This is a genomic window from Methanomicrobiales archaeon, from assembly GCA_030019205.1.
GTDB lineage: Archaea > Halobacteriota > Methanomicrobia > Methanomicrobiales > JACTUA01 > JASEFH01.
On record JASEFH010000016.1, the window covers coordinates 1 to 25,958 of the forward strand.

29 protein-coding genes are annotated in these 25,958 nt (G+C 58.2%); 11 read left to right on the forward strand and 18 right to left on the reverse strand.

Going from position 1 to position 25,958, the window contains the following annotated elements:
• Positions 1-302 precede the first annotated feature (302 nt).
• The 11 genes from QMC96_09120 to QMC96_09170 form a co-directional block, all read right to left on the reverse strand.
• On the reverse strand, positions 303-1,601 hold the full coding sequence (locus tag QMC96_09120; GenBank protein ID MDI6876915.1) for a glycosyltransferase family 4 protein: 1,299 nt from the start codon (positions 1,599-1,601) through the stop codon (positions 303-305).
• A complete protein-coding gene (locus QMC96_09125; GenBank protein ID MDI6876916.1) occupies positions 1,598-2,644 on the reverse strand; it encodes a glycosyltransferase family 4 protein in 1,047 nt (348 codons plus the stop codon). The genes QMC96_09120 and QMC96_09125 overlap by 4 nt, the downstream gene beginning before the upstream one ends.
• A gap of 151 nt (positions 2,645-2,795) precedes the next feature.
• The gene (locus tag QMC96_09130; GenBank protein MDI6876917.1) at positions 2,796-3,170 is read right to left on the reverse strand and encodes a hypothetical protein; all 375 of its coding nucleotides are present in this window, start codon (positions 3,168-3,170) and stop codon (positions 2,796-2,798) included.
• Positions 3,171-3,231: 61 nt separating this feature from the next.
• Positions 3,232-4,392 (reverse strand): methyltransferase domain-containing protein, encoded by a 1,161-nt coding sequence (locus QMC96_09135; protein MDI6876918.1) that lies wholly within the window; start codon positions 4,390-4,392, stop codon positions 3,232-3,234.
• A gap of 12 nt (positions 4,393-4,404) precedes the next feature.
• A complete protein-coding gene (locus QMC96_09140; protein MDI6876919.1) occupies positions 4,405-5,607 on the reverse strand; it encodes an ABC transporter ATP-binding protein in 1,203 nt (400 codons plus the stop codon).
• On the reverse strand, positions 5,608-6,387 hold the full coding sequence (locus QMC96_09145) for an ABC transporter permease (GenBank protein ID MDI6876920.1): 780 nt from the start codon (positions 6,385-6,387) through the stop codon (positions 5,608-5,610).
• Positions 6,377-7,450 carry a glycosyltransferase gene (locus tag QMC96_09150; protein ID MDI6876921.1) on the reverse strand — a complete coding sequence of 358 codons (1,074 nt, stop codon included), beginning with the start codon at positions 7,448-7,450 and terminating at the stop codon, positions 6,377-6,379. Before QMC96_09150 ends, QMC96_09145 begins: the two co-directional genes overlap by 11 nt.
• A gap of 148 nt (positions 7,451-7,598) precedes the next feature.
• Positions 7,599-8,672, reverse strand: a complete 1,074-nt coding sequence (locus QMC96_09155) for a glycosyltransferase (protein MDI6876922.1) — start codon at positions 8,670-8,672, stop codon at positions 7,599-7,601.
• The gene (locus QMC96_09160; protein ID MDI6876923.1) at positions 8,669-9,895 is read right to left on the reverse strand and encodes a GDP-mannose 4,6-dehydratase; all 1,227 of its coding nucleotides are present in this window, start codon (positions 9,893-9,895) and stop codon (positions 8,669-8,671) included. Before QMC96_09160 ends, QMC96_09155 begins: the two co-directional genes overlap by 4 nt.
• A 672-nt stretch (positions 9,896-10,567) precedes the next feature.
• A complete protein-coding gene (locus QMC96_09165) occupies positions 10,568-11,068 on the reverse strand; it encodes a DUF86 domain-containing protein (GenBank protein ID MDI6876924.1) in 501 nt (166 codons plus the stop codon).
• A 59-nt stretch (positions 11,069-11,127) separates the two neighbouring features.
• Positions 11,128-11,394: a nucleotidyltransferase domain-containing protein gene (locus tag QMC96_09170; protein ID MDI6876925.1), complete on the reverse strand. Its 267-nt coding sequence runs from the start codon at positions 11,392-11,394 to the stop codon at positions 11,128-11,130.
• A gap of 1,175 nt (positions 11,395-12,569) precedes the next feature.
• Between QMC96_09170 and QMC96_09175 the strand changes: the two genes are divergently transcribed.
• The 5 genes from QMC96_09175 (at position 12,570) to QMC96_09195 (ending at position 14,821) form a co-directional block, all read left to right on the forward strand.
• The gene (locus QMC96_09175) at positions 12,570-12,941 is read left to right on the forward strand and encodes a Mov34/MPN/PAD-1 family protein (protein ID MDI6876926.1); all 372 of its coding nucleotides are present in this window, start codon (positions 12,570-12,572) and stop codon (positions 12,939-12,941) included.
• The gene (locus tag QMC96_09180; GenBank protein MDI6876927.1) at positions 12,938-13,366 is read left to right on the forward strand and encodes an FAD synthase; all 429 of its coding nucleotides are present in this window, start codon (positions 12,938-12,940) and stop codon (positions 13,364-13,366) included. Before QMC96_09175 ends, QMC96_09180 begins: the two co-directional genes overlap by 4 nt.
• A 58-nt stretch (positions 13,367-13,424) precedes the next feature.
• Positions 13,425-14,072 carry a DUF2284 domain-containing protein gene (locus QMC96_09185; protein MDI6876928.1) on the forward strand — a complete coding sequence of 216 codons (648 nt, stop codon included), beginning with the start codon at positions 13,425-13,427 and terminating at the stop codon, positions 14,070-14,072.
• A gap of 154 nt (positions 14,073-14,226) precedes the next feature.
• A complete protein-coding gene (locus QMC96_09190; GenBank protein MDI6876929.1) occupies positions 14,227-14,463 on the forward strand; it encodes a hypothetical protein in 237 nt (78 codons plus the stop codon).
• Positions 14,450-14,821: a type II toxin-antitoxin system VapC family toxin gene (locus QMC96_09195; GenBank protein ID MDI6876930.1), complete on the forward strand. Its 372-nt coding sequence runs from the start codon at positions 14,450-14,452 to the stop codon at positions 14,819-14,821. The genes QMC96_09190 and QMC96_09195 overlap by 14 nt, the downstream gene beginning before the upstream one ends.
• A gap of 117 nt (positions 14,822-14,938) precedes the next feature.
• Here QMC96_09195 and QMC96_09200 read toward each other — a convergent pair whose 3' ends face one another.
• Positions 14,939-15,250, reverse strand: coding sequence for a DUF5658 family protein (locus QMC96_09200; protein ID MDI6876931.1), 312 nt, complete (start codon positions 15,248-15,250; stop codon positions 14,939-14,941).
• Positions 15,251-15,341: 91 nt separating this feature from the next.
• On the opposite strand from QMC96_09200, the gene QMC96_09205 reads away from it, so the two are divergent.
• On the forward strand, positions 15,342-15,755 hold the full coding sequence (locus QMC96_09205; GenBank protein ID MDI6876932.1) for a DUF365 domain-containing protein: 414 nt from the start codon (positions 15,342-15,344) through the stop codon (positions 15,753-15,755).
• Positions 15,756-15,760: 5 nt separating this feature from the next.
• On the opposite strand, the gene QMC96_09210 is transcribed toward QMC96_09205, so the two are convergent.
• Positions 15,761-16,471 (reverse strand): SprT family zinc-dependent metalloprotease, encoded by a 711-nt coding sequence (locus QMC96_09210; protein ID MDI6876933.1) that lies wholly within the window; start codon positions 16,469-16,471, stop codon positions 15,761-15,763.
• Positions 16,472-16,610: 139 nt separating this feature from the next.
• Between QMC96_09210 and QMC96_09215 the strand changes: the two genes are divergently transcribed.
• On the forward strand, positions 16,611-17,846 hold the full coding sequence (locus QMC96_09215) for an AAA family ATPase (protein MDI6876934.1): 1,236 nt from the start codon (positions 16,611-16,613) through the stop codon (positions 17,844-17,846).
• A 1-nt stretch (position 17,847) separates the two neighbouring features.
• Complete coding sequence (locus tag QMC96_09220; GenBank protein ID MDI6876935.1) at positions 17,848-18,372, forward strand: hypothetical protein; 525 nt, start codon at positions 17,848-17,850, stop codon at positions 18,370-18,372.
• A 176-nt stretch (positions 18,373-18,548) separates the two neighbouring features.
• On the opposite strand, the gene QMC96_09225 is transcribed toward QMC96_09220, so the two are convergent.
• Both QMC96_09225 and QMC96_09230 read right to left on the reverse strand, forming a co-directional pair.
• Positions 18,549-19,142, reverse strand: a complete 594-nt coding sequence (locus QMC96_09225; protein MDI6876936.1) for a DUF5698 domain-containing protein — start codon at positions 19,140-19,142, stop codon at positions 18,549-18,551.
• 151 nt (positions 19,143-19,293) lie between these two features.
• Complete coding sequence (locus QMC96_09230) at positions 19,294-19,896, reverse strand: DUF2179 domain-containing protein (GenBank protein MDI6876937.1); 603 nt, start codon at positions 19,894-19,896, stop codon at positions 19,294-19,296.
• 244 nt (positions 19,897-20,140) lie between these two features.
• Between QMC96_09230 and QMC96_09235 the strand changes: the two genes are divergently transcribed.
• The 3 genes from QMC96_09235 to QMC96_09245 all read left to right on the forward strand — a co-directional run bounded on the left by QMC96_09235 (position 20,141) and on the right by QMC96_09245 (position 22,829).
• Complete coding sequence (locus QMC96_09235; protein MDI6876938.1) at positions 20,141-20,314, forward strand: hypothetical protein; 174 nt, start codon at positions 20,141-20,143, stop codon at positions 20,312-20,314.
• Positions 20,315-20,735: 421 nt separating this feature from the next.
• Positions 20,736-21,575, forward strand: coding sequence for a hypothetical protein (locus QMC96_09240; protein ID MDI6876939.1), 840 nt, complete (start codon positions 20,736-20,738; stop codon positions 21,573-21,575).
• A 312-nt stretch (positions 21,576-21,887) separates the two neighbouring features.
• Positions 21,888-22,829, forward strand: a complete 942-nt coding sequence (locus tag QMC96_09245) for a DUF475 domain-containing protein (GenBank protein ID MDI6876940.1) — start codon at positions 21,888-21,890, stop codon at positions 22,827-22,829.
• Between the two features lie 61 nt (positions 22,830-22,890).
• Here the strand turns inward: QMC96_09245 and QMC96_09250 are convergent, their stop codons facing one another.
• From QMC96_09250 to QMC96_09260, 3 genes are all read right to left on the reverse strand, one after another.
• Positions 22,891-23,898, reverse strand: coding sequence for a HEAT repeat domain-containing protein (locus QMC96_09250; protein MDI6876941.1), 1,008 nt, complete (start codon positions 23,896-23,898; stop codon positions 22,891-22,893).
• Between the two features lie 145 nt (positions 23,899-24,043).
• Complete coding sequence (locus tag QMC96_09255; GenBank protein ID MDI6876942.1) at positions 24,044-24,826, reverse strand: ABC transporter permease; 783 nt, start codon at positions 24,824-24,826, stop codon at positions 24,044-24,046.
• Positions 24,827-24,832: 6 nt separating this feature from the next.
• On the reverse strand, positions 24,833-25,726 hold the full coding sequence (locus QMC96_09260; protein ID MDI6876943.1) for an ABC transporter ATP-binding protein: 894 nt from the start codon (positions 25,724-25,726) through the stop codon (positions 24,833-24,835).
• Positions 25,727-25,958 lie beyond the last annotated feature (232 nt).

The following is a 25,958-nucleotide window of genomic DNA, read 5'->3' on the forward strand; positions in this document are numbered from 1 at the left end:
TAGATCCAGGAATTAATCGCAATTCGATTTTAGTATGGTTTGTGGAGGGGGTTAAGGTGATCTTTGTCTGCAGGTGATTGTCCAGAATTACCTTCCGGGCAATTCCCAGGTTATTCATTAAACATCAAGATAAAAATAAATCTACAACTTAGAATTTACATCAAACACTAAAATATATCGTAGTCTCTCAAATCTGCAATTAACTATAGAAGATTTCCTCCACAAGAGAAGTTCCCAGAGTAAAGTTCCCAGAGTAACATGATTTCGAATACTAGTATTTCCTATGTACCCCTACCTATTCATTACAAGACATCTCGTATTGTTTTTGAAACGTGCCCCAGCAAATTATCATCCTGCTCATCAACACCCAGATCCAGCAACGCTTCTGATATCTGTGTCATCACAATCTCATCCCCATCAACAACCGATTTAATATACCGGTAAAACTCTTTTGCTATTCTATCGGGGTTATGTTCACGCTCTACCCATCGCAGTGCGTTCTCTCCGATGGTCTCGCGCATTCTAGCATTTGCAGCAAGAGTCTGCATATATGCAAGGAGAAGATCTTCTTCGTAGGAATCCACGGCAACCTTTAAACAGCAATCATCGGGAATTTCGGAGAACCACCCCACATCTGAGACGATGACAGGTTTTTTCGCTGCCATGATTCTCAAAATGCTTCCACTTGTTTCACCTGCTGTCGGATGCCGAAGATTGACACAGTAATCAGCTATTGCTAGATAGTTGAGAGTTTCGGCAAAAGGCACAAAACCAGTCTTTATTACTGATTGGTCCAATCCAAGTCTAGCGATCAGGCCATCAATTCTCATCAGATCTTCTCCAACAAGAAGAAGAACCGCATCTGGATAATCGTTTAATAGGTTTTTAAAAGAATTGAGCAGTACGTGATATCGTTTATGGGGGGAAATGTAACCAAAGCTAATAATTATCGGATTTTTTTCCGGTATTGATAATTTATTCTTTATTGCCTTGATATTGCGTTTTTCCACCTCTCTGATCTCTTTGGGGATTGTCATGGGATGATTTATCTTAGCGATACTAATATCATGCTTTTCTCTTAATGCTGTCTGAACGCAGAACTCATTGTGACAGACAATCCCCAGACTGTTGTCGAGAATTCTCCTGATGAGTGGATACTCAAAATCTGGATATGCCTTAGCTTGAATCGCACGATCCGCTATCATCACACCCTTTTCACCATAGCAGTATCCAAACTCCTCTCTGTAGCGGTCAGCATTGCCTCGTGCAATGGAAATGCTCGATAAAAAACCATGTAAGTAAATATCATGGAAAACAGTAATTCCGGGATTTTTTATCAACGAACGATAAATGAATTCGTGAAGTTGATTGTTGCCCATATGATAGAGCGGAATGTCATAGTATCCTTTCAACCTTTCATATTCGGTATAAGGGTAGATGTCAAAATTTTCGATTAAGAACCCATTATCCGGCTTTACATTTATATCGATAAAAATATCAATATCCATGTATCTGGAAAGGTACGGCAGTAATTCACACTCGGAATAATCAGCAATTCCCGTCTTCTGAGGACTTACAGGTGAGAAATATGCAATTCTCATTGCATCGGCTCCAGGAGTTTTTTGATTACATTATCCCAAGAGAGATTCATGGAGGAAACTTTTCTGTACCCATTCTGTCCCATTTTTTCACAAAGTCCGTTTTCAAATAATTGTTGGACTTTTTCGGCAATACTTTCGGGTGAGGGGGCAGCAATAAACCCATTCACTGAGTCTTCAACAAACTCCAGCGGACCGCCCGAATCTGTACAGGTTATCACCGGCTTTTTTGAGAGAAAAGCTTCGAGCGTTACGTACCCCATATCTTCATCTATAGGAACATAAACAACAGCGGCTGCGTTAGCGTAAAGATCCAGCAGTTCCTCTTCAGGAACATAGCCTAAGATGTCAACGCGATCGTCAACCCCACATTCCTTTGCCAGCGATCTTATATAGTCAAGATGAGGACCGGTTCCCGCAATCTTGAGACGAATATTTGAATTGCAATGCTGCAGACATTTAATTGCAAGATCCTGTCTTTTTATCGCGTCAACCCTACTGGGATAAAAAATATAATCGCAATAACTTTCGCACCGATATTGACCCATGAGCGGCGGGGGATGGTAAAGTGGTTCTCCTGCAATTCGATTATATCTCCATAACCTTCGCGCTACATTTTCAGAGTTTGTATAAATTTTCCTCGCCTCGTTGAGGCCGAGATAATCCATTTTATATATCTTTTGTCTGACAATTTCCCCAAGTTTTCCGTAAGGTAATAAGTCGTCCATCTCTGTATGTGCTAGATCGTATGCTGGCCTATGCTGGTGGAGAAGCCACACGACCTTATTAGGATGTCTTACAAGATACGATGGAAATTTTTGCGCAATAACCCCGTCAATCTTCATGCCATTGCTTTCGGAGAGATCCAACAACCTCCAGATCAAAGCATGGTTTACTATTTCCTCTGGAGGGTACCATTTAAAAGGAATTTTAATATACTCAACATCGTAATCCCTCTTTAGTAACTCAGCATAAAGATTATCAAAATGATACTCTGCCCCTCCTTTTACAAAAGGCACCTGGACTGCGCATATCGCAATTTTCATCGCTTTCCTCCATTGTAATCAATTGAGACCAAATTTTGAGGTGTTCTCGGTGGAATTATCAGCACTTGCTCACATCTTCCAAGTTATTGCATAATCTTGCTCCCCAAAGGATTCACTTCAATATGTCGGGATTACTGTCATGGACATTAATCTAGTAGCTATATGAACCACCCCAACCCTTGCAGACAGTTTTCAGGCCTTGTCTTCTCTGGCAACAGAGGCAATTCTTCTTAACTTCCCGAACTTCGATGAATTCAAGGAGAAAACTCAGCGTTTCCGGGCGAAGGGGTAAGGGGTATCTTAAATCCATATTGAAGTAAACAACCGATATATACGATTGGAAGTAAGCCATTTTTGCGACAGGATATAGACCGTATTGCAGCTTCTGAAAAGAGAATTGCAGCAATCTGGTGAGGTATTCAGACCCCATATGCCCTATCGCCTTATCGATAAAGATGCTGCTTGGCTTCTTATCCTCAAATGGCATGTCTTTTAGCCCGCTTTCCAGTTTCCCTCTGCCAAGCATCCCTTCACACCACAAGGAAAGACATATTTTTAATCAAATTATCCCAAAGGTATAATCACTGTCAATCTCTTTGCTCTTCCCCAATAACACAATAAACATGCCAGTTGTCCTGATAATATCCGCTCTCGATAACGTTTAAGCCTTTACTTTTTAATATGAAATTCCATTCTTCAAGTGACATTTTTCTCTCGTTTCCATACTCTCTGTGCGGATAATATTTTGACGGGACAGAAAAAATCACGTAATTTGAAACTAAGAGTTGTCTTTCTAAAATCTTCGAAATGGTTTCATTGTCAAAATGCTCCATTGTACCCTGGGAAAAGGCAACATCGAAATATTTAGGCTTGAGCATATTTAAATCCATTATATCCATAAGCAAAAACTTTGCATAACCTCCCAATCTATCATTTGTTCTAAACGCTTCATAAATTATCGAGATATCGTTATCAATCCCAACCACTTCAAAGGCCATCTCAGAAAAATAAATCGACATTGTTGCGGTGCCTATTCCAACTTCTAATAATTTAGGAATATCTTTTTGGGCGGATTTATGGGCATATTCTTCGATTAATGAAATAAACTCTTTGTGATGGTTTATATTCCCCTCCAGTTCCTCATGTGTAATCTCATGATCATAAAATTTTGCCCAACCCGCCTTTCTAATATCTTTGGACTCACACTCTTTAATCTGCTCCTTGTCCAGGGGTTGCCGCCCAATCTGAGATCGTAACTCCTTGATAACTTCCTTAATCTGTTTGCTGGTGTCATCCCGAAGTTGTTGCAGCAGAGAATCAAGCTCACGTACCCGATCATCAAACTCACGTATACGATCCTCAACCCCGGAGAGTCTGTGAGCGGCATCCCTAAGCACCTGGCTCGTAGCCCGGTTGAACTCGGCCTGCTTCCAGATCACCGGGTCGACGTATCGCCGCACTTCGCCGTGAACGAGCTCCCGCCCCTTCACCAGGACCTTCCCAGCGACGGGGCGGTGGGAACTGATGAAATAACTGTTGTTCTGGATGTTCCAATTGCCGGAGATATATGCGAGATCACGGGCAAGCTCAGTGCTGCTCCCGGCCGAAGCCTGCGGGGTCACGAGGGAGTCAGGGTCCGGTGGATAGATCCCGGCCGCCTTCCGCCGCCGGATATTCTCGCGAATCTTTTCCATGATCTCTTCGACGTTGATCTCGTCGTCGCGAATCTCGAACGGAGCGTCATCCATATACATCTCCTCTCACAGCCTCCATAAACAGGGAATATTGAAAAGCCCGGCATCCCTCCCTGTCGGGATGACGTCGAACGCATACGCCTTGTCCTGCCAGTCGTAGCACTCCCCACTGCGGGTGTGAGCCGCAACCGTCAGCAGGAATCGTCCGGCGAGCATCGGAAGCCTGTCGATCCAGAGATCGATATACCCCTCGCCATTAATAAACTCGATCGGGACGTCTTTCAACTCGGTATTCGTCCCGTAGAGGTGCTCCCCGCGTTCGGAGTAGAGAGCGATCCCGAAGACCGGATCGGGAATCCGTTCGCGGGCCGAGTAATAAATTCTGATCGTCATCGGATCGAAGGCATTGAATCGCGTGCACTCTGCACCGAACTTGTTGAGGAATTTCACACCCGTGATCTTCACCTTGCCGTTCCCCGAAGTTGCCTCTTTGGCGGGAGGGGCTTCACCGGCTGGCGCAACGATCTCCGCAGTCCCAGCTTCTATTTTGCCGTAGACGTAGCGGTCGATCACCTCGTCCGTCTCGCCGAGGGCCACCTGCTCCCCCTGACGGAGGAGGAGGGTCCGATCGCAGAACCGCCGGACCGAGCCCAAGTCGTGGGAGACGAAGACGATGGTGACACCCTCGTTTCGGTAGCGTGCGAGTACGTCCATGCACTTCTGCTGGAACTCCATATCGCCGACGGCGAGCACCTCGTCGAGGAGGAGGATCTCGGGATCGGTCTGAATCGCGGTCGAGAACGCGAGCCGCACCTGCATTCCGGATGAGAAGTTCTTCAGCTTCGTGTCTCTGAACTTCTCGAGCCCGGCGAATTCCAGGATGCCGTCGGCCTTGTCGGCAATCTCCCGCTTTGATAGACCCATGATCGTCCCGTAGGTTCTGATGTTCTCGACCGCTGTAAAATCGGGGTGGAAACCGACACCGAGCTCGAGGAACGGCGTGAGCCGCCGGTTCACCGAGACCACCCCCGAAGTCGGGCGCAGGATCCGGGCGAGAATCTTCAGGAGCGTGCTCTTCCCGCTCCCGTTCTCCCCGATGATCCCGAGCATCTCCCCATCCTCCACGGAGAAAGTAATATCGCGGAGCGCCGGGAACGTCTCGTAGTGCACGGGCCGGAAGAGCCCGGTCAGGGCTTCATAGAGCGTGGTCCGCTTCTCGTGCGGGATTCGGAATACTTTTCGCAGATGCTCCACTTCGATTGCGTTCACTCACATCTCCTCCGCAAACCCGGGCTCGTAGCGGGCAAAGATCAGGTAGCCTATCGCGAGTGCAGCGAGCGAGGCGATGCCTGCATAGAGGAGGCTGCCCGGTGATGGCGCCGTCGCGTAGATGATCGTGTTTCTCGCTTCGATAACGATATGGGCCATTGGATTCAGAAGAAAGAGCTCCCGAAGCCCCTCCGGGAAGATCGTGACGGGATAGAGGATCGGGGTGGCGAAGAAGCCAGCCTGCAGGACGACCGCCCATATGAACTGGACGTCACGATAGTAGACGTTCAGGGCCGCGATGGCGAGTGATATCCCGAGGGCGAACACGAATAGGATCAGCAGGATCAGCGGCACGTAGACGAGCGTCGGCGAGGGCGGCACCTGGAAGACCACCATGAAGAGCGCAAAAACCACGGACTCGAAGATGCTCATGAGTAAGGCTGTGATGCAGATCGAGATCACGAGAATATCTCTCGGGAAGTAGATCTTCTGGACCAGACTCGGTCTTCCGACGATCGCGGAAAGCCCGAGCGACGTTGCCCGGGCGAGAAAGTTCCAGAGTATGATCCCGAGCAGCAGGAAGAGCTGGTAGTACTCCACCTGAATCCGCATGAGGTTTGAAAAGACCACATAGAGAACCACGAGCATCAGCAGGGGTTCGAGCAGCGACCAGAAGTATCCGAGGATCGAGTTCTTGTAGCGCTGCTTGAACTCACCCCAGGCGAGTGTCCGGATCAGGTTGCGATAGCCGTAGATGGTCCTAGCATGGTCAAGAAGCATCGTTCACCACGCGCCGTATCTGCTCTTCGAACGCGGAGCGATCAAACATCTTCGCTCTTGCCAGGCAGGCTTGCCGATAAAGCTCCGGGTTGGCTGAGACTGTCCTGACCGCACCAACTATTGCAGGAACCTCGGCCGGAACTAGAAATCCAGTGACACCATCGATAACGCTTTCGCGATACCCTCCTTCATTAACGGCAACAACAGATTTTCCGGCAGCCATCGCCTCCACCGGAGCCATCCCGAAGTCTTCATCCCGAGCTGTAGTAATGAATCCCTTACACTGTGCGTAGAGATCCACAAGTTCCTTTTCAGAGATCTCACCGCGTAATTCGACGTTCTCAGGAAGATCTCGTCGGATACGGTTAACATACGGGGCAGCATGATCTCCTTCCGAATACCCGCCAACGATGATCAGACGCTCATCCGGCATTGACCTAAAGGCTTCGGTCTGTAATTCTATCCGTTTCTCGGGGTAGAGACGGTTCACTGAGAGCCAGAAATTCCCGTATTCTTTACAGGGATAGCTCGATGTATCGATTGGAGGATAAATTATCGATGCATCCCGATGATAAAATCTTTTTATCCGAGTGCGAACGTTCTCTGAATTAGCAACAATTGAGTCCATATAGCGTATCGACCTCTGGTCCAGAATTCTGTGACTGTTTGCCCATATGCGGAAAAATTGACGACGAACAAGGTTCTGCCGAGAGAGATAAGTGGAGTAGAGATCATAGAACGCTCTCGTCGGGGAGTGGCAGTACCAGAGATTTGGATGGTGTTTCTTCCCGGCATACTGCGCCCAGTTGCCGCTGAAAATGAAGAAGTCGTACTCATCGGAAAAATCGCAGTTGAGAAACATCATTGTGGCAGATACTTGTTTGAGTGGTGGGATTTTCATCGTTTCCCCAAGAGAAATACATTTTCCGGGCAACTCCAGCACACCGAGTGCCCGAGTGTCTGTTGTAATAACATCGGCACCAAGGGCTTTCGCCATGCACAACGTTACCTTCTCCGCGCCGCCTACGGCCCCAAAAAAATCATGAAATATTGCCACCTTCATCCGGCATAACCATCATTTCTGATAACCATATGAGACTATTTCGTACCTTACCCTGGGAAGAAACTCTAACAACCAACTAATTCCGATAGAAATGTCGATAAATAGAATAATAAGGATTATGACTCTAACACAGCATACAGCCAGACATCTAGTCGTTCTGGAATTGCACGATCTCACGTATCCTCTTCTGGAAGATAGATATATCAAAGAGTCGCGCTCTTTCTAGGCATGGTTTCCGATAAGCATCAATATCGTTCATGATCTCTCTGAGCGCCATGACGATCTCAACTGGATCGGGGTTTACAAGTCTTCCCGTCTCCTCCGTAACCGTCTCCAGGAATCCGCCAGATTTGACTGCAACAACCGCTTTGCCGCTGGCCATCGCCTCCAGAGGGGTGATACCGAAAGGTTCGTTGAACGAGGTGCAGATCAGACCTTTTGAACGGGAATATAAGTCGACGAGTTCATCGAAGGGGACTTCACCCGCCAGCGTGACATTCTCGGGAAGATCCCGTTTCAACCAGCGGATGTATGGGGATGAGTGGTCTGCAGCCGCGTGCCCGCCGACAACGATTAACCTCTCTTCGGGCATCATGCGGAACGCATCCACCTGGAGCTCGATTCTCTTCTCCGGGTAGAGTCGGTTTACCGAGAGCCAGTAGTCTCCTGCCTCTCGGTGGACATAGCGGGAGACATCGACAGCAGGATAGAGGATTTCAGCAGTTCTCCCGTAGTGCTGACGTATCTGATCACGGACATTCTTCGAGTTCGCAACGATTCGGTCGATATTCGCAATGGAGCGTCTGTCAAGCGGGCGGTTGAGAGACGACCCGAATCGATAAAAATTCCGGAATAAAAACCCCGCATGATCGTAAAAAGGGACCTGTTCGTTATTCATCGCTCCGATAAGGATGTGACAGTACCAGAGATTTGGATGATGCTTTCTTGCGGCATGATGCGACCAGTTCCCGCTGAAGATAAAGAAGTCGTAATCATCGGAGAAGTCGCAGGCAGCGAACCGTGCCGCAGCGGAAATTTGCTTGAAAGGAGCGATTTTAACTGTATTGCCAATACTGAGCACATCCCCATGCCGTGCAATTTGAGTGACGGCATCTGTATCGGTAGTAATGATGTCAGCACCGAGTGCATCCGCCATCATCAGAACTACATTCTCGCCACCGCCAATGGCTCCGAAGTAGTCGTGGAAAATGGCGACCTTCATGCACGTCTCTTCTCGTCCATGAAATAGTTGAGCTGGTCCCGCACGATATCCCCGACACTGTGCGTGGTCCTGAATCCCAGCCGCTGGATCTTCGTCGTATCGGCAAAGAGGATCGGGACCTCTGCAGGCCTGAACCGATCGGCGTCAAAGACGATCGGTATCCTCCGTCCGTCACTGTGGACGGCTATCCCCTCGTCCGCCAGCGAGAATTCCAGGTCGCCCTCGAGCATCAGGCGATCGACCCGCGTCTTCTCGAATGATACCCCGAAGATATCTGAAGTGTCCTTCTCGGTGGGAGCGTCGACGGTTTTGCCGTTCCGGAACGTCTCGATCCGCTCGACCGGCATCCCCGCGCTCTCGAGACTGAAGAGGATGTAGCTCAGGACCGATGTCGTCCGCATCGACCCCTGGTTGTAGACGTCGCCCGGTTGCCCCTCCTCCGCGAGGAGGCAGTAACCGCGCACGACATCGAGGACGTGGGACCAGTCGCGGAACGCCCCCACGTTGCCGATGGTGAGGCGATCGAGATCCCCGGCGGCGAGTTTCGCCACCTGGTTCGTGATGACGGACGTGACGAACATGATCCCCCTTCCCGCTCCCTCATGGTTGAAGGCGCGGGAGACGATGGCACGGGTCCCGTAGGTATGATAATAGTTGCGCATGAGGAAGTCGCCGTAGACCTTGCTCACAGCATAGGGGAACATGGGACGGAGGGGATTCGTCTCCCGGATTGGGACCTCGGGAATCGCCGCAGGCTCAGGAAAGATCGATCCGTACTTCTTTCTGGCAGACTCGAACTGCTCCTGTGAACTGAAGACGAGCCCGTACTCCTCCGAGGATCCGGCAAACACAATCACCGGATCGTACTCTTTCCGCCGCACTGCTTCGAGGAGATTGTTGGTGCCTATGGAGTTGATCTGAGCCGTCTCGATGGGATGGGTGAACGAGCGGGGGACATAGGACTGTGCCGCCAGGTGAAAGACGACATCCGGCTGTGCGATGTCGAGCGCCGTGGCAAGCCCCGATATGTCCTCCAGGTTCCCTTCGATGAAAGTGATCGCGTTCTGCACCCCTTTGGCCCGTATGCTCTCCGGAAGGGAGCCATCAGCCCTGCGCCGAACCAGTCCGTAGACGTGAGCACCCGCATCCACAAGGTGTCGCGCCAGATAGGCACCGGCAAACCCTCCGATGCCGGTTATGAATACGTTCTTCTCCTTCCACATCCGCCAATCTCCCCCCCGGAAGAGATGAACTCCGGGAAAATACCGTGTTTTATTTAAATTATCGCCAGATTTTGATAAATTTTTATATACGCATTCCAAGAGCGATGTGAGATAGTAAGTATTTCTCGTCCCCTTTGGGGCGTGGAGTACATCTCGATGGACCATCGATCCCGCACCATGCGGTTCGACGCGTTTGGCCTTATGGGAGGCACTATAGAAAACCTCTCCGGCGTATTTGTACACCTATCCTGCGGGTATTCCCCCGGTTCCGATCGTGCGGGTCCTCCCATCCCCGCAGTGCGATAGGCCCGTATGGGTCTCTCCCGATCGGGGCCGTCGCACGGAGGGGACGGGGCCTTTCCTGCGAATATGCTGCCCTGGAGCAGCGTCTACCTTCGATGTGGATTGCAACAGAGCCCTTCCGGGAGAGGTTTACAGCATTCGCCGCAGATAGCATCTTGTGACAATTGAGTGCCTGGCGATGCCAGAGCGCTTGCCCGCCTGTTCTGGCCTCCATGGGCAACTATTACCGGTCCCATCGGGAAATTCGGTAGATGCCTTTTGGGATAAGGCGAGCCTTGGATGCAATTCCACCATCCCGGAGACCAAGATTAGCCCTCGAGCCCCGCCCCCGATACCATCGACCGGAAATTTTCGCGCACCGCTCATCCTTCAACCGTTTCCAGATACCCCGCAATATACCGGGCAAACTCGCTGAAGTCTCCGAGGTTGTTCTGCAGGATGCCGAATAGAATTCCGATGCCGATATCGGCGTACCAGGATGTTGCGGAGGTTCACCGCCTCGGCAAAGCGTGCTGCGAACGGTCCGGGCAGAATCCCCTGCTCCCCCACGATCTCGATCACCTCTTTGTACGTATCCGGTTTTCGCAGACCTTGGGCGGCGATGATCCTCTCCCCGATAAAGATGCAGGATTCGAGGGCGACCTCAAGATACTTCTGGCTCCCCGGAGCGTGTAGTCCTCCCGGATCTATTGGAGGCTGAATTTTCCATACGAATCCAGTATCCTGACGCATTCCTGCAGCCGGTCCATTTTCCTTACGATCTCGTTCTTCATGGCAGCCCTTTTTTGCAATCCTTTGGAGCGCGAATCCGGTATGCCGCTCGATATCGTACTTCATATCCAGGTACTCCGACAGGATCCCGCTCTCCACACGGATCCGGGTCTCCCTGTCGTCTTTCATCAGTTTGCCGTGCTTGATGATGTTGAACTTCAGAAGCGGCGGGCATCGTTCATCACCACCCGATCGACACGGTCCGTCCGCAGAATGCCCGCCAGTTCGGACATCAGCCTCAGCCGCATCCTGAACCCCGCACGAGCGTCCAGCGACTCGTCGAGGTTGACGGCAATGTCGATATCGCTCAACGGCCCCTCCCTTCCCTCTGCAGCCGAGCCGAAGAGGTAGGCGAGTCTGACGCTCTCTCTGCTGCCGAAATATTCCACGACCTTCTCCTCGGCGCCGGGGAAGTTCTCCGCCATCTCCGCTTTCTCCTTATGCAAAGATGGTATGCACAGGAAAGGTTGATGAATCCTCTGATTGCCCCGCAATCTCTCCTGCATGTCCAGCAGACGCAAAACCCGGACGCGTCACCGGTCGGCACGGGTTGCATCCTCAGGGAGGGGAGAGGTGGGTCCTCCTCATGCTCCGGGGCAATTTTCGGTATTTTCATGGGAGAGGACTTGGCCGTTCCATCCACGGGAGGTCTGCGCACGGGACGGATCGAAGGAGATGTGAGAGGATGTTACCAGGGTTTCCCTAAAAGATCGTGGATGCACGCGGAATACGGTCACAGCACGGGGCCAGGGAGACGATCGAATATTCGAAACGCAGGACGGCGATAGGGCGGCACCCCATCCCCCACGATTGCGACAGGGCTGGTTGGGGGGCACGAGATCGATCTCGGAAAAGAGTCCGAGATTGGAGCGATATCGCTCCTGTCCCCCGGCATCCCCAATGCGAGGATATTGCACGCAGGGTGGAGGCGCGGTGAAGTATCACCCCCGATCTACCCCCCGGGGAAACCGTCGCAACAGCAGGGGCGGGGGCGGTTGGGGGGTGCTTTCCCCCTCCGGTGCGATGAGCCTGCAGGAGGGGCTTTTCGGACCGGTGTCGTACGCAAGATCCCCGACCTCGTGCAGGAACATCGAGAAGGAGCCGGCAACCCGGATCGAGACCTGTCCTGCTGCGGGGATGCATCCCTCTCCCGATCCCCCCGTAGTCGCGATAGCCCGAAGGGTCCTGCCCTCCCCGGGGAGCGATCTACCAGCACACCGGCGTCCATGGTCTGCCACCGTCCGAAGAGCCGACGGGAAGGGGGAGGGCAACTCTGCCGACCCGGTAAATGGCGGTATGACCGCGGCTCCCTGCAGAGATGTGCCGGATCGCGTTTGCGCATCCAGACCGCCCCCGCCGACGGGGAGAGCCCATCGGGCCCGTCTGTCGCAGACAGGTATTCTGCGTCCTGCCGCACCCGTTGAACAGGGAGTCCCGGATAATGAGCCGCTTCGCTCCGGACCGGCCGGATACGACGAGCCCCCACCATGCGCCCCTGGATCCCGCAAAAAAGTTCCCCGCATCCCCATACCGGTACAGACGGGTGAGATCGCCGGGCAATGCGATCCTTCAAGACTTCTGCCGTCCCATGCTCAGGGGAATGAAGATCCGCGGCATCACCCGGAGCCTCCTCGACCTCCTCCTCCGGCTCGGGGCCGAGAACCACCCCTGCGAGTTCGCCGCCGTGCTCCGCGAGGAGGGCGGGGTGATCCAGGAGCTCGACCTCCTCCCCGGCACCATCGGGCGGGAGGAGAGCGCCTCCGTGCTCCTCGACATGATGCCGCTCGACACCCACATGGCCGGGAGCGCCCACAGCCACCCGAACGGCGTGCTGACGCCGTCGGGCGCGGACCTGGCCTTCTTCCCGCGGACGGGGAGGTACCACGTCATCGTCGGATACCCCTACAGGAAGCACAGCTGGCGCTGCTACTCGGCCGGCGGGGATCCCGTGGAGATCGAGGTGATCGAGTGAGGCGGGTGGTCGCGACCGGGACCTTCGACATCCTGCACCCCGGGCACATCTACTACCTGGAGGAGTCGAGAAGACTCGGGGACGAACTCCACGTCATCGTCGCGCGGGACGTGAACGTGCGGCACAAACCGCGGCCCATCGTCCCCGAGGCGCAGCGGCTGCAGATGGTGAGCGCCCTGAAACCGGTCGACCACGCGTGCCTGGGGGACCTGGACGACATGTACCGCCCGATCCGGGAGATTCGCCCGGCGGTGATCACCCTCGGCTACAACCAGCACTTCAGCGAGGAGCGGCTGCGGCAGGAGCTGCGGGCCCGCGGGCTCGAGACCGAGGTGGTGCGGATCGGGCCCTACTGCGGCGCGCCGCTGGTGAGCTCCACGCAGATCGTTCAGCGCGCGATCGAGCTGCGATCCCCGAAACCCTAGACGCCGCCATCCACGACTATTAAGAGGTCGCACCGCCACCACTCTTTTACGATGCGCCATGCGTTCCGAACTTGCCGAAGAGATCGATAAACTTGCCGCCCTCGCGCGGGAGCGGGGGGCGGAGGTGCGCACGATCCGGGCGAAGGATGTCGTCGTCGCCGACTGGGTGCGGTTCAAGTGCCGCTACGGCTGCAAGGGGTACGCGAAGCACATGTCCTGCCCGCCGTACGCCCCGCCCGTTGCGGATACGAGGAGGATGGTCGCCGAGTACGACCACGGCATCCTGGTGCGGTTCGAGGGCATACCGGGCCACAGGGACCTCAAACCGGAGGAGATCCCCGAAGACTTCCACCCGTTCCTCCGCGACCTGATCCTCTGGGTGAACGGCACCATCCACTTCCTGGAGAAGACCGCCTTCTACGACGGGTTCTACAAGGCCTTCGGATTCGGCGCCTATCCCTGCATCTACTGCGAGCACGAGCATTGCGTCGCCGAGGAGCAGGCGGGCGTCGTCGACGAGAGCATACGGCGGATGTGCCGCCACATGGACCTCGTCCGCCCCACGATGGAGGGGGCGGGCATGGACGTCTTCGCCACGGCGAAGAACGCCGGCTGGGACCTGCGCGTCGTCCCCTGCAGGGACCTGGAGTACGGCATGATCGTCCACGGCAACATCACCTCGATCGGGCTTGTGCTCCTGGAGTGAAGGGGGACGCGCGCGGCGGGTGCACGGGGGACCGGTCTGCGGCGATGCGACGATGCCGCACGGCGGACCCGGGCGGACGAGAGGGCGGGCACCGCGCGGGCGCGGGGGGGAACCGCATAAAAAGTATATCATCCATGCCTGCGGACGATCCCGCATGGGAACGAAGACGACCGGCGCGGCGATGCCCGCGAACGCCGGAAGCCGTGGACGGGCGCCAGATCCGCGAGGTCCCGCAGAGTGCGCTTCGATGGATGCACCGCCACAGAGGAGGTTGTCAGCGATCGTCCGGGAGTTCGGACCCAACCCGGACCTCGCGGATGCGATCGAGAAGGCGTATCGGGAGATGCGGAACCTAAAACCGCGGGAGTCCGGTCCGCATGCCGACTCTTGACGCCTCCTTCATCGCCGCTCTCATCCGCCACGAGTCAGCGGCGCTGGCAACGCTGGCGGAACTCGAGGAGAGCGGCGCCCCCCTGGCGACGACGCCGATCGATCTGCTCGCACTGTTCCGGGGAGTCTATGCGACGGAGTCGATCGAGCAGAATCTCCGGGAGGCGAAGGCGATCCTCGAGCACCTGACCCTGCTGCCCATCGCCGAAGAGACCTGCGAGGTCTTCGGGAAGATCGCCGCATACCTCCGCGCGCAGGGGAGACCGATCGGGGATCTCGAGGGGGCGATCGCGGCAGCCGCTCTCTGCAGCGACGAACGCTTCTCGAGAGTGCCGGGTCTGACCGTGATGCCCTACTGACCGGCCACCTCCGGCTGTCGCACCGGGACCCGATGGCGGGGCCTGCACGACCCGTCCCGGCGGCAACCGCACAGCGGTGCGCAGGTGCGGGGCGGGCTGCCCTCTCCGATGGAGAGGTCAGATCAGGAAGAAGAGGTTGTTCACGATCACGGCGAGGTAGAAACCGGCCAGGGCCACGATCAGGTACGCACCGCTCGACGGGACGAGCCTCTCGCAGCACCGGGCGACGATAACGATCACCGCCAGGACAGCGGTCTTCACCGCGAGGTGGAGCAGGGGGCTTGCCACCACCTGCTCCATCAGGGGATTGTGCTCCAGCAGCCCCAACCGCATCGCCGCCTCGGTCGTGATCACGTCCGCCCACATGAGAAAGCCCAGAACGCACCCGAATATGGCAACCCGGCTCTGCTTGCCCTCTCCCGGGGTCATCGATGTATGCATGCGGATCATTCTATATGAACGTTGCCCCCTCACCGCCGGTGCCAAGCATTAAACACACCCTGAAGAGTACCTGAGATCGATGAGCAGAATCGTCGGTGTTGCCTACCCCATCCCCCGGCGCTACGTATCCCGCTTCTTCGGCGGCGGCCGGACCGTCTTTGTCAAGCCCGCCAGCACCTACCGGCACCTGAAAAGCGGCATGCGGTTCCTCTTCTACCGGAGCGGGGAGGACCCCGCCCTCGTGGGAGAGGCGCGTATCAAACGGATCTTCGTCTCGGAGAATCCCCTCCAGTTCCTGGACACCTACGGCGACCGCCTCTTCCTGGACCGGGACGAGCTCCTCGCCTACATGCAGTCCCGCGGGAGCGGGGACGGGCAGGCGGACGGCGCGCGCCTCTGGGTGGCGATCGAGCTCGAAAACATCCAGCCCCGCGAGCGGACGGAGGGAGAGGCTCTGTCCGTGCCCGCCGGCGGGCAGTACATCCGCGAGTGAAGAGTTCAGGATCCGCCGGAGGGGCGGCGTGAACGGTTCTCCCACTCCCCCATCTCGCGGATCACGCGCCAGCAGCGGTTCCTCTGGAGGACGATCCAGTACTTCCTGAGGTCCCGGTCCGCCTGCCGCAGATCGGGGCAGTAGGTCTCCACCGTCTGCCAGAAGAGGGGGGAGTGATCGGGGTGGATCAGGTGCGCCAGCTCGTGGACGACGACGTAATCCCTGAGCGGGTCCGGCAGCGCTGCCAGGGCGAGGTTGAAGGAGAGGTGCTTCCTCCCGGAGCAGCTGGCCCAGCGTGTCTTCTGCGTCCGCACCCCGATGCTCTCGTAGTCGACCCGCATCCGCTTCGCGGCGCGCTCCACCCGCCGGGCGAGGTCCGACTTGAGGTTCGCGATCAGGAACGTTCTGAGACCCTGCGGCGTGGAGTAGGTGAGCGCCCCATCGTCGGCGAACCCGCACCCGGTTCCCTGCCGCAGGAGGTAGTACCGCCCGTTCAGGAGCAGGAGATCCTCCGTGCCCAGCGTGTCTTCGGTGAGATCCGCCAGTTCTCTGCGCTTCTTCTCGATCCAGGCGGACTTGCGCCGGATGAACGGCTCCACGTCCACGCCCGGCGGGGCGGTGACCTGCAGCCGCCCGTCCGGCAGCACCCGAAGCCGCATCACGGTGACCGCTCTCCGCAGAACCTCCACATCGGTCTCGTCCGGTCCCGGCACCATGGATTGCAGGAAGGTTTCTTCTCCTCCCGCATAAACCCCCACAGTCCGTCTCGCCGGCCGAAGACCCACGCATCGACGCCGTTATGTAGGAGCATGCCGGAATACCGGGTATACCTGCGGCAGAAAGGGGATCTGACCTGTGCGAATCGACGGGATACGCGCCTCCAACTTCAAGACGTTCCGGGAACTGAACCTGGACCTCGGACCCTACGACGTGCTCATCGGCACGAACGCGGCGGGGAAGTCCAACTTCATCGACATCCTGAAGTTCGTGCGGGACATCGCCCTGCACGGGCTTGAAAACGCCGTCTCCCTCCAGGGAGGGGGGGAGTACATCCAGAACATCTGCGTGGAGTCCACGGAGCCGGTCGCGCTCGAGCTGCGGCTCCATCCGGTGCCCCGCCCGTTCGTCATGCGGTTCTGCGAGGACCGGGAGAAGCACATCGAGGCCGCCGTGTCGTCCTGCACCTACCGCCTCGTCCTCGCCTTCGGACCGGGGCGGTTCTCCGTTGCGGACGAGAGGATCGCCGCCCGCTGCCGCATCGGAGCGGGCGGCGCGGCCCCGATCGAGGGGGAGGTCGTCCTGGGGCGGGACGGGAACGGTGCGGGGACCTACGCCGTGCATCCGCGGGACATTCAGGCGCGGATCGATTTCGCCTCCGTGAACCCCCGGCGTCTCGCGCCGCAGGAGTCGCTCCTGGAGTCGCCCTTCAGCATCCCCCTCTTCGCACCGCTCCTCCACCGCCTCGCCGCCTTCTTCCGGGACATCGGCATCTACGACTTCGACCCGAAGATCTCCCGGAAGACCACGTCCCCCATGGGCATGGCGGAGCTCGAGCCCGACGGGAGCAACCTGGCGATCGTCCTGCGGCGCATCCTGGAGAATGCCGGGGAGCGGGAGATGCTGCTGCCGCTGATCAGCGAGATCCTGCCGTTCGTCGAGGACGTGAACGTGGAGAGGCTCGCGGGTGCGTCCCTGGTCGCGGGCTTAAAAGAGATCTACTGCGGGCGGAGGTTCACGCCGGCGAACCTGCTCTCGGAGGGCACCATCAACCTCGCCGCCCTCATCATCGCCCTCTACTTCGAGAGAAAGTCCCCGATCGTCCTGGAGGAGCCGGTGCGCAACGTCCATCCTCACCTGGCGTCCCGGATCGTCGAGATGATCCGCGACGTGTCCGAACGGCTGGATAAGCAGGTGATCATCTCGACGCACAGCCCGGAGATCGTGAAGTACGCGGGCGCGGAGCGTCTGCTGCTGGTGAAGCGGGACCGGTTCGGGTTCTCCAGCATCATCCGCCCGCGGGAGAAGGAGGAGATCCGGGCCTTCCTGGTGAACATGGGCATCGAGGAGCTCTACGTCCAGAACCTGCTCTGACATGCCATCCATCCTCTTCTTCCTGGAAGGGAACGACGACGAACGGTTCTTTGCGCGGGTGATCGCCCCGCCCCTGGAGGACCGGAACTGCACCGTCCGCATCTGGAAGTACGCGCGGGAGAAGAGGAAGCGCACCATCCAGCTGCTCAAGTCGGTGCAGGGCGCCGGCATGGCGTACGTCTTTGTGCGGGACATCGACGATGCACCGTCCGTTCGCGCCAAGAAGGAGGAGATGGTGCGCTGCTTCGAGGTGCTGACGGGCGAAGACATCGCCGTGGTCGTCATGGAGATCGAGAGCTGGTACCTGGCCGGGGCGAACGCTGCGTTCCTGAGCAGGATCGGCGCCGATGGCATCTGGAACACCGACCATATCACCAAAGAGCAGTTCAACCAGCTGATCCCCCGCCCGATGTCCCGCATCGTCTTCATGCAGGAGATCCTCAAGCACTTCGATGTCGAGGTCGCGAAGAAGAGGAACGCATCGTTCCGCTACTTCATGCACCGCTGGATCGAGAAGGGGGACTGACCGTCCCTTCGCCCCTCTGGGCATCGCGGCAAGCATGAGAACGGCCATCAGAACGCGACTCCATCCTTCCAGCAAAGCTACTCGGACGCTGGACGATTTCGAGGACCCCGGGCCCTGAAAAAGGCTTAAACTATCCGAAAATACTGTTTTGAACCGGGTCGAGGGGCGGTTCCCTGTCACCTCCTCCGGGTGAAGAGGTGCCGCAGGGTGAGGACCGGCATGGCCATCCATCCCTGTCCCTTCTGCGGGAAGATGCCATCGCTCACCTGCTTCACGCTCTCGATCGTGTAGAAGGCCTGCGGGTTGCACCTCTCGATAGCGGCCGCAACCGCCCTCACATCGTGGCGATCCACCACCGTGAGGACGATCTGAACATCGCCATAGGCGCCCCGTCCGGGCATCCGGGTGAATCCGAGTCCTGCGCCTTTCAGATATTCCAGGAGCGGAGCGGCATCCTCCCGCAGCACGATGCGGATGATCACCCTGCCGATCGCCAGGCGCTCTTCGATGGTTATCCCCGCGCATATTCCAAGGGAGAAACCGAACCCGTAGGCGAGGAAGTAGAGATAATTATTCAGATTCTGCAGGATCTGGCCGATGGCCAGCAGCCAGATGAGCACCTGGAAAAAACCGATGGCAATGGAAGGATATTTGAGCCCCCGCGTGATGAAAATGACACGGACCGTGCTGAAGCACACTTCCGTCAGGATCGCAAGGAAGATGAGCGCGGGCATCACCACCCAGGGCAGAAACCAGGACTGCAGGGGCATCTCCACGGGACACCTCACGAATACAGGGGGAAATATCCACCCGAAAGGGGATAACCTGCACGAAACAGGTGCATATACGCGAGTACCTGTTCAGAGGGATATTTCGCGGGCATAATGCAGGTATTGGCCTGGCGGGGGATTGCAGGGGACCCTACTTCCCCTTGGAGATCTGCCGGAACCAGGGGAGATGGCTTCTCAGGTAGCCCGGCTCTTTCACCGGGAAGACCCCCTCGTTCACGTGTCGCACGTCCTCGATGGAGTAGAAGGCGTGGGGGTTGAACTGCTGTATCTTCTCCACCACGCGCGGGATGTCCTGGCGGCCGATCACCGAGAAGATGATCTTCACCTTCCCGTAGGCGCCGTCCCCGTCGATGGTGGTCACCCCGTAGTGCTCTTTTTTCAGGAAGTCCACCAGCGGTTCGGCGCTGTTCTTCGTGATGATCCGCAGCACGACCGTGCCGATGGAGAGGCGGTCCTCGATCGTCATGCCGACGAAGTTGCCCATCGCGAATCCGCCCGCGTAGGCGATGTAGGAGAGGGGGTTGTCCAGGTTCCGCATGATCTGGCCGATCGCCATCAGCCAGATGGAGATCTCGAAGAACCCCAGGATGGGCGCCAGCGTGCGGAGGCCCCGGGAGACGAAGATGATCCGGATCGTCCCCATGCTCACGTCGACGATCCGCGCGCAGAAGATGAGGAGAGGCAGGATCACCCACGCGAACAGGTCAGAGTGTACAACGAACGAGTAATCCACCGGCGCTTTCCCCTCCGATCAGGATGGTTTGTATAGTATCTCACCCGAGGAATTAAAAGGTATTATCGATCCGTTTCATGGTTAATAATGACCTGGAATCCCGTTCAGGGAACCGCTGCGGGAGAATCCGTATATCCAGGCACGGATTCAGGCGCTTCCCTTTGCAGTCAATCTCCGGTCCGCCGGGATCGCCGCTTCACCCGGGTCTCCTGCAATCCAGCCTTTTTTCCAGAAGCAGCCCTCGATGGATCTGCTGTTCCGGGATGCGAACGCGCCCACATCGGAGGTGACAGTGACCATCGCACCAATCGTTGCAGATGCGGGTGCCGATCCGTGGATGGCGGCGATGGCAATGGCGAACTCACCGCGTGCCAGGATGTTCAGCCCGATCTCCCTGCCTGCAAAGGGGGTATGGTGACGTCGAAATTCTCATCAAGAGCCCGTGCAGGGCTCCCGGGTGTTTCTCCGGGGAAGGGCCTCTCTCCTCCGGCCCCTTCGTGCGACAGAGAGCATCCTGCCCGGCATTCCCGCTCCGATGCGGGCCTGTCGCACGATTCCCCTCACCGAGGGGAGGGGTGAATGCGGATCATCGATGGATCATCCGCGGGATAGATGGAAAATCCGCCGGGGAGCTTTGCTGCAGAGCCCGGAGATGTGTCCTGCCAGGGGCAATTGCCCTCTGCGGGATCCCGGGGTTCGCCGTCGAGAGGGCGGATCCGGGGATCAGGACAAGAGCCGCCTCCGGAATGCCAGGACAGGCCGAGACGGCGATCGCTCCCAGCACCGGGCCGAATGCCCGGAGAACGGGCACCTCAACGAACCTCTGCAGAGCGGCGATCATGCGGACCCGGACGACGCTGAGGAGGGCCAGCAGGGCGCCCATTTTGAGGAGGATGAAGAGAGGGGCCTGCAGCCCGGAAGAGACGACTCAGATCCTCGAAGATCAGCAGCCGGATCATCGTCTCGGACTCCGGGGAGGTCAGCCTGCAGTACTCGGTGAGCCCGGCGGCTGCCGGGGCAGGGCTGGTATCGAAGAACGCAGAACCGACGACGAACGCCTCGACAGGGTTGAAGCCCGGCGCCAGCGCTCCAGAGAATCCGACGGCCATGTTGACGTCGAGGTCGAGGAGTCCGCTGACAGGGAAGCCGGATCCCCGGGAGAGGAACCGCGGCAGCCTGAACTCCGGTCCGGAGCAGAGCAGCAGGAAGATCAGGCCCGGGTACGGGGGGAGGAGGCTCTCCTGGGAACAGGGAATGCCGGAGTTCCCGATATATGCCCCGGCCAGGATGGAGCGCGGCACGGGGGGACCGGCAGATGCTTCGAGAGGATCGCAAGAGCGACGCTCTCCATCCAGGTCCCGAGTAGCTGGCTCTCAAAGTTCTTCAGCTGTTCGGGCTCCCCGATGGCCGCGACGACCTCCCCTTCTGCAAAGGCGAACGACGCCGAGGGACCGATGACATTCTCGTTCTTGCGGGGGACCGCAACGATGGTGGCGCCCGTCTGTGTGCGGATCGGAGTTCTGCGATGGATGTTGCGGCGCGTTTGCGGGGGTGAGGCAGGTCCGGAGATCGGCAAGAGCAGAGAAGGCGATCCCGGCTGCTTCTTTTTCAGCCTCGATGATGGCGCCGGTGAGGATGCTGCCCTGCCGCCGCGGGAGAGGAGCGCCCTTTCTCGATGAGGCGGATCTGGTTGCGCCCCGACTTTCAGAAAGACGATCGAACGCCATCGCCCGCTCCGTATCGGACTTCGTCCCGATGCCCGGAAGATCCACCGATCGGGCATCCATGCCAGAAGCGGATCCAGAAATGCTGTTCGAGCGTATTCGCGCTCCTTCTGGAACCGGACGCACCGGTGGGCCGGCGGGGCGTACGCCGCCAGCGCGCCTGCGTGCCCTGCCGCTGCAGCAGAGCAGGATGCCGGAAAGACCCACATCCGGCAGGGAATCTATCGTCAGCTATTAAATCAGAGGGAGATGACAGTACTCTTAAGAATGGACTGGATCGCCGCCATCCTGATCGTCGCGGGACTGGTGCTGTTCGAGACGATCAGCAGCATCGATAACGCCATCATCAACGCCGAGGTGCTCTCCACCATGCAGGAGCGCTACCGCAGGTGGTTCCTCATCTGGGGGATGCTCTTTGCCGTCTTCGTCGTCCGGGGCGTCCTCCCCTGGCTGATCGTCTGGATATCCACCCCCGGTCTGGGGCCGACGGGAGCGCTCCTGGCAACGTTCAGCAGCGACCCGGCGGTGATCGAGGCGATCGAGGAGTCCTCGCCCATGCTCCTCATGGGCGGCGGCACGTTCCTGATCTTCCTCTTCTTCCACTGGCTCTTCCAGGAGCCGAAGCACTACGGGCTGCGGGGGGAGAGGTACATCCACTCCAAGGGAGTCTGGTTCTACGCCATCGTCTCCATTCTCCTCGCCACACTGGTGTGGTTCTCCCTTCAGGAGAACGCGATGATGGCGTTCGGGGCCGTCGTCGGTTCTTCGGCCTTCTTCATCGTGCACGGGTTCCGCCAGAACGCCGAGCAGCAGGAGGCGAAGCTCTTCGACAGGAACCTCTCGGACGTGAGCAAGATCTTCTACCTGGAGGTGATCGACGCCACCTTCAGCATCGACGGCGTGCTGGGAGCCTTTGCCTTCACCCTCGCGGTGCCGCTGATCCTGCTCGGGAACGGGATCGGCGCCCTGGTGGTGCGCCAGGTGACGGTGAGCAACATCCAGCGGATCAAGCGGTACGTCTACCTGAAGAACGGCGCGATGTACTCCATCCTCTTCCTGGGATGCATCATGGTGATCGACAGCTTCGGGTTCCACATCCCTCCCTGGGTCTCGCCTGTCGTCACCTTCGGCGTGGTCGGCTACTTCCTCTTCAAGTCCCTCCAGTTTGCGCGGGTCCAGCAGTACAAGGAGCAGAACGGCGGCGTTTGAGCGGATGCGATCCTCCTTCATTTGCCCCGCCGCGGGACGCGGGGAGGCGGCCGCGCCTGCGCTAGCCGCCCAGGACGGGAGACGCATGCGGCAGGCGGATCATCTGCATGGCCTCCCGGGCGGCCTTCTGCACCTCGGCATCCTCCAGGTCGTTCAGCACCTCGAGGAGGTGATCGAAGGCCTCGCCGTCCCGCAGGAGCCCCAGGGATCGCACGGCAGCCAGCCGCACGTCCTTCTCCGGATCCTTCAGGGCGCCGACGAGCGCCGCCACCACCCTCCTCTCCCGAAACGCCCCGAGCGCCCGTGCGGCGTTCTTCCGCATGCGGCAGTCCCCGCTGCCCAGCGCTTCGACGAGGGGATCGATGGTGAGCGGATCGCATATCCAGCGGAGGGCGAGGGCCGCCTCGTAGCGCACGCACGGCTCCGCGTCCTGCAGCCGCTCCCGCAGGGCCCCCGTGGCGCGGGGGTCCCGCAGCTCCCCGAGCGCCCAGGCTGCTCCCCGGCGGACGTCCCTGTCTTCATCCTGCAGGCACATAACGAGCGGCTCCACCGCCGCCGGATCGTGCACCTCGCCGAGAGCCCAGGTCGCCACGACACGCACGAATACTTCCCTGTCTTCGAGGGCACGGATGAGAGGGCGGACCGCGCGGCGATCCTTCATCTCCCCCAGAGCCCAGACGGCCCCCAGGCGGATATCCCGGTCCGCATCGGAGAGGGCGCCGAGGAGCGGCTCGAGCGCCGTCTCCCCCATCGCGACCAGCGCCAGGGTGGCATGGAACCGCACGTGCCACTCCTCGTCCCGCAGGGCCTCGATCAGAGCGGGGATCGTCCTCCCGGATCGCAGCCCCCCGAGTGTCTCCGCCGCCGCACTCCGCAGGCGCCGATCTCCCTCGCGGAGCGCCTGAACGAGGGGATCCACCGCCGCATCCCCGAGGGCGATGAGGGCCTGCTGCACGCGGCGGAGGTCTTCCGACTCGTGGTTCCGCATCACCCGGATCAGGCCGTCAGCGTCGGCGGATGCCTGCATCTTCTCGATGTTCGGTGCGAACAGGCTGCGGTTGAGACTCATGAACGCAGAAAACCCCCGTATCCACGAGATCCACCCGCCAGAGGCGGGAACTAGAAGAAAGTAAAGGCCGTGATCCTTAATACGCTTCTCGATGTGGCATTCGGTTTTTTTGCACGTATCCCGCGCCGATCGGGAGTGTTGCCCCTCATACGATGAGCCTCTTCCGCATCAGGTTCACCGATACGACGAACAGAACGCCGGATACGACCAGAATCCAGGCCAGGTTGAAGAGCAGGTCAGCGCTCAGGTTCGCCAGCGTGAGCGCCCGGATGATCGCGACCAGGTGGGTGAGGGGGAAGACAGCAAAGGCGATGCCCTGGACGGGCTCCGGCAGGAGCGTGATCGGGAAGAATGTCCCCGAGAAGAGGAACATCGGGGTGATGAAGAGGAACGTGGGCAGATTGAGCGTATCGATGTGCGGGGTGACGGACGTGAAGCACATCCCGATGACGGCGAAGAGAAACCCGCCCAGGAACGCGAAGGGCAGGATCAGCAGGGACGAGGGGAGAGCGACGACGCCGAAGAGGATCAGGATGGGCAGCATGATCGCCGCGTTGATCAGGCTCCGCGTCGCTCCCCAGAGGATCTCGCCTGTTATGACCTCCTCGATGGTGAGCGGCGTGGCGATGATGGCGTCGAAGGTCTTCTGGAAGTACATGCGGACGAACGAGCTGTAGGTCGTCTCGAAGAAGGCGGAGTACATGATGGAGACGGCGACGAGAGCCGGGGCGATGAAGCGGGCGTAGGAGACGCCGTCGATCTCGCTCACGAAGGTCCCCAGACCGAACCCGAGGGCCAGGAGGTAGAGGATCGGCTCCAGCACCGGCGGGAGGAAGTTCACCTTGAACGTCTTGAAAAAGACGTCACGGTTCCGCCTCCAGACCTTCCAGACGCCGCCGCCGATCTTCGGTACCTCGAGGTATCCCATGCCGCCTCACTCCCGCAGGGATCTGCCGGTGATCTTCAGAAAGACGTCCTCCAGCGTTGCCGGACGGGCGAAGATGCGCTCCGTCTTGCAGCTGTCCAGGAGGGCGGCGGTGATCTCCCGCGGGCGGTCGGTGTAGACCTGGACGCGGTTGTCCCAGACGTCGAACTTCGCCCCCCTCTCCCGCAGGCAGTCGAGCACGCGGGGCTGCGCCTCCGCCTCCACGATGCTGGTGCCGATGTACTGCCGCACCAGCGCGTCCGGGTTGCCCTCCACGAAGATTCTGCCGTTGTCCATGATCACCAGCCGATCGCAGAGCCGCTGCGCCTCTTCCATGTAGTGCGTGGTGAGGACGATGGTGTTCCCCCGCGCCTGCAGGCTGCGGAGCTTCTCCCAGATGAGGTGCCGGGCCTGCGGATCGAGACCGATGGTGGGCTCGTCCAGGATCAGGAGGGAGGGGTTGTTCACCAGCGCCCGCGCCAGGATCAGGCGCCGCTTCATCCCGCCGGAGAGCTTCTCGATGGAGGCGTCCCGCTTATCCTGCAGCTGCACGAACTCGAGCAGGTCTTCGGCCCGTGCCGAGGCTTCTTCGCGGGGGATGTCGAAGTAGCGCGCGTATACCAGCAGGTTCTCGTAGACGCTGAAGTCCGGGTCCAGGTTCGTCTCCTGGGGCACGACCCCGAGGCGGCGTTTGATCTCCCGCTGATGGGCTTCCACGTCCATCGAAAAGACCTCGAGCCTTCCGGAGGTCTTGGGGGATACGCACTGGATCATCTTCATGGTGGTGGTCTTTCCCGCGCCGTTGGGCCCCAGGAACCCGAAGACCTCCCCCTGCCGCACCTCGAACGTGACATGGTCCACGGCGGTAAAGCCGCCATACCGCTTCACCAGATCCTCTGCCACGATGACGGGAGGTATAGAGCACCACCACCTGTTCGCCCGGTCGCCGTTGAGCCGCGGGCTGCCGGGGTAACCGTTGTGCCTCCCCAGAGAAAAAGGTTCAGCTGCGGCGGGAGTGCTGCATCCCCGCTCTTTCCCGCACGAGCATCGGACGCTATCCCCGTTGGTCCGAATTAATTCTTTTGAATTCTAATTAATCGACGCATATTGAAAATGGAAAAATAAAATGATTTAA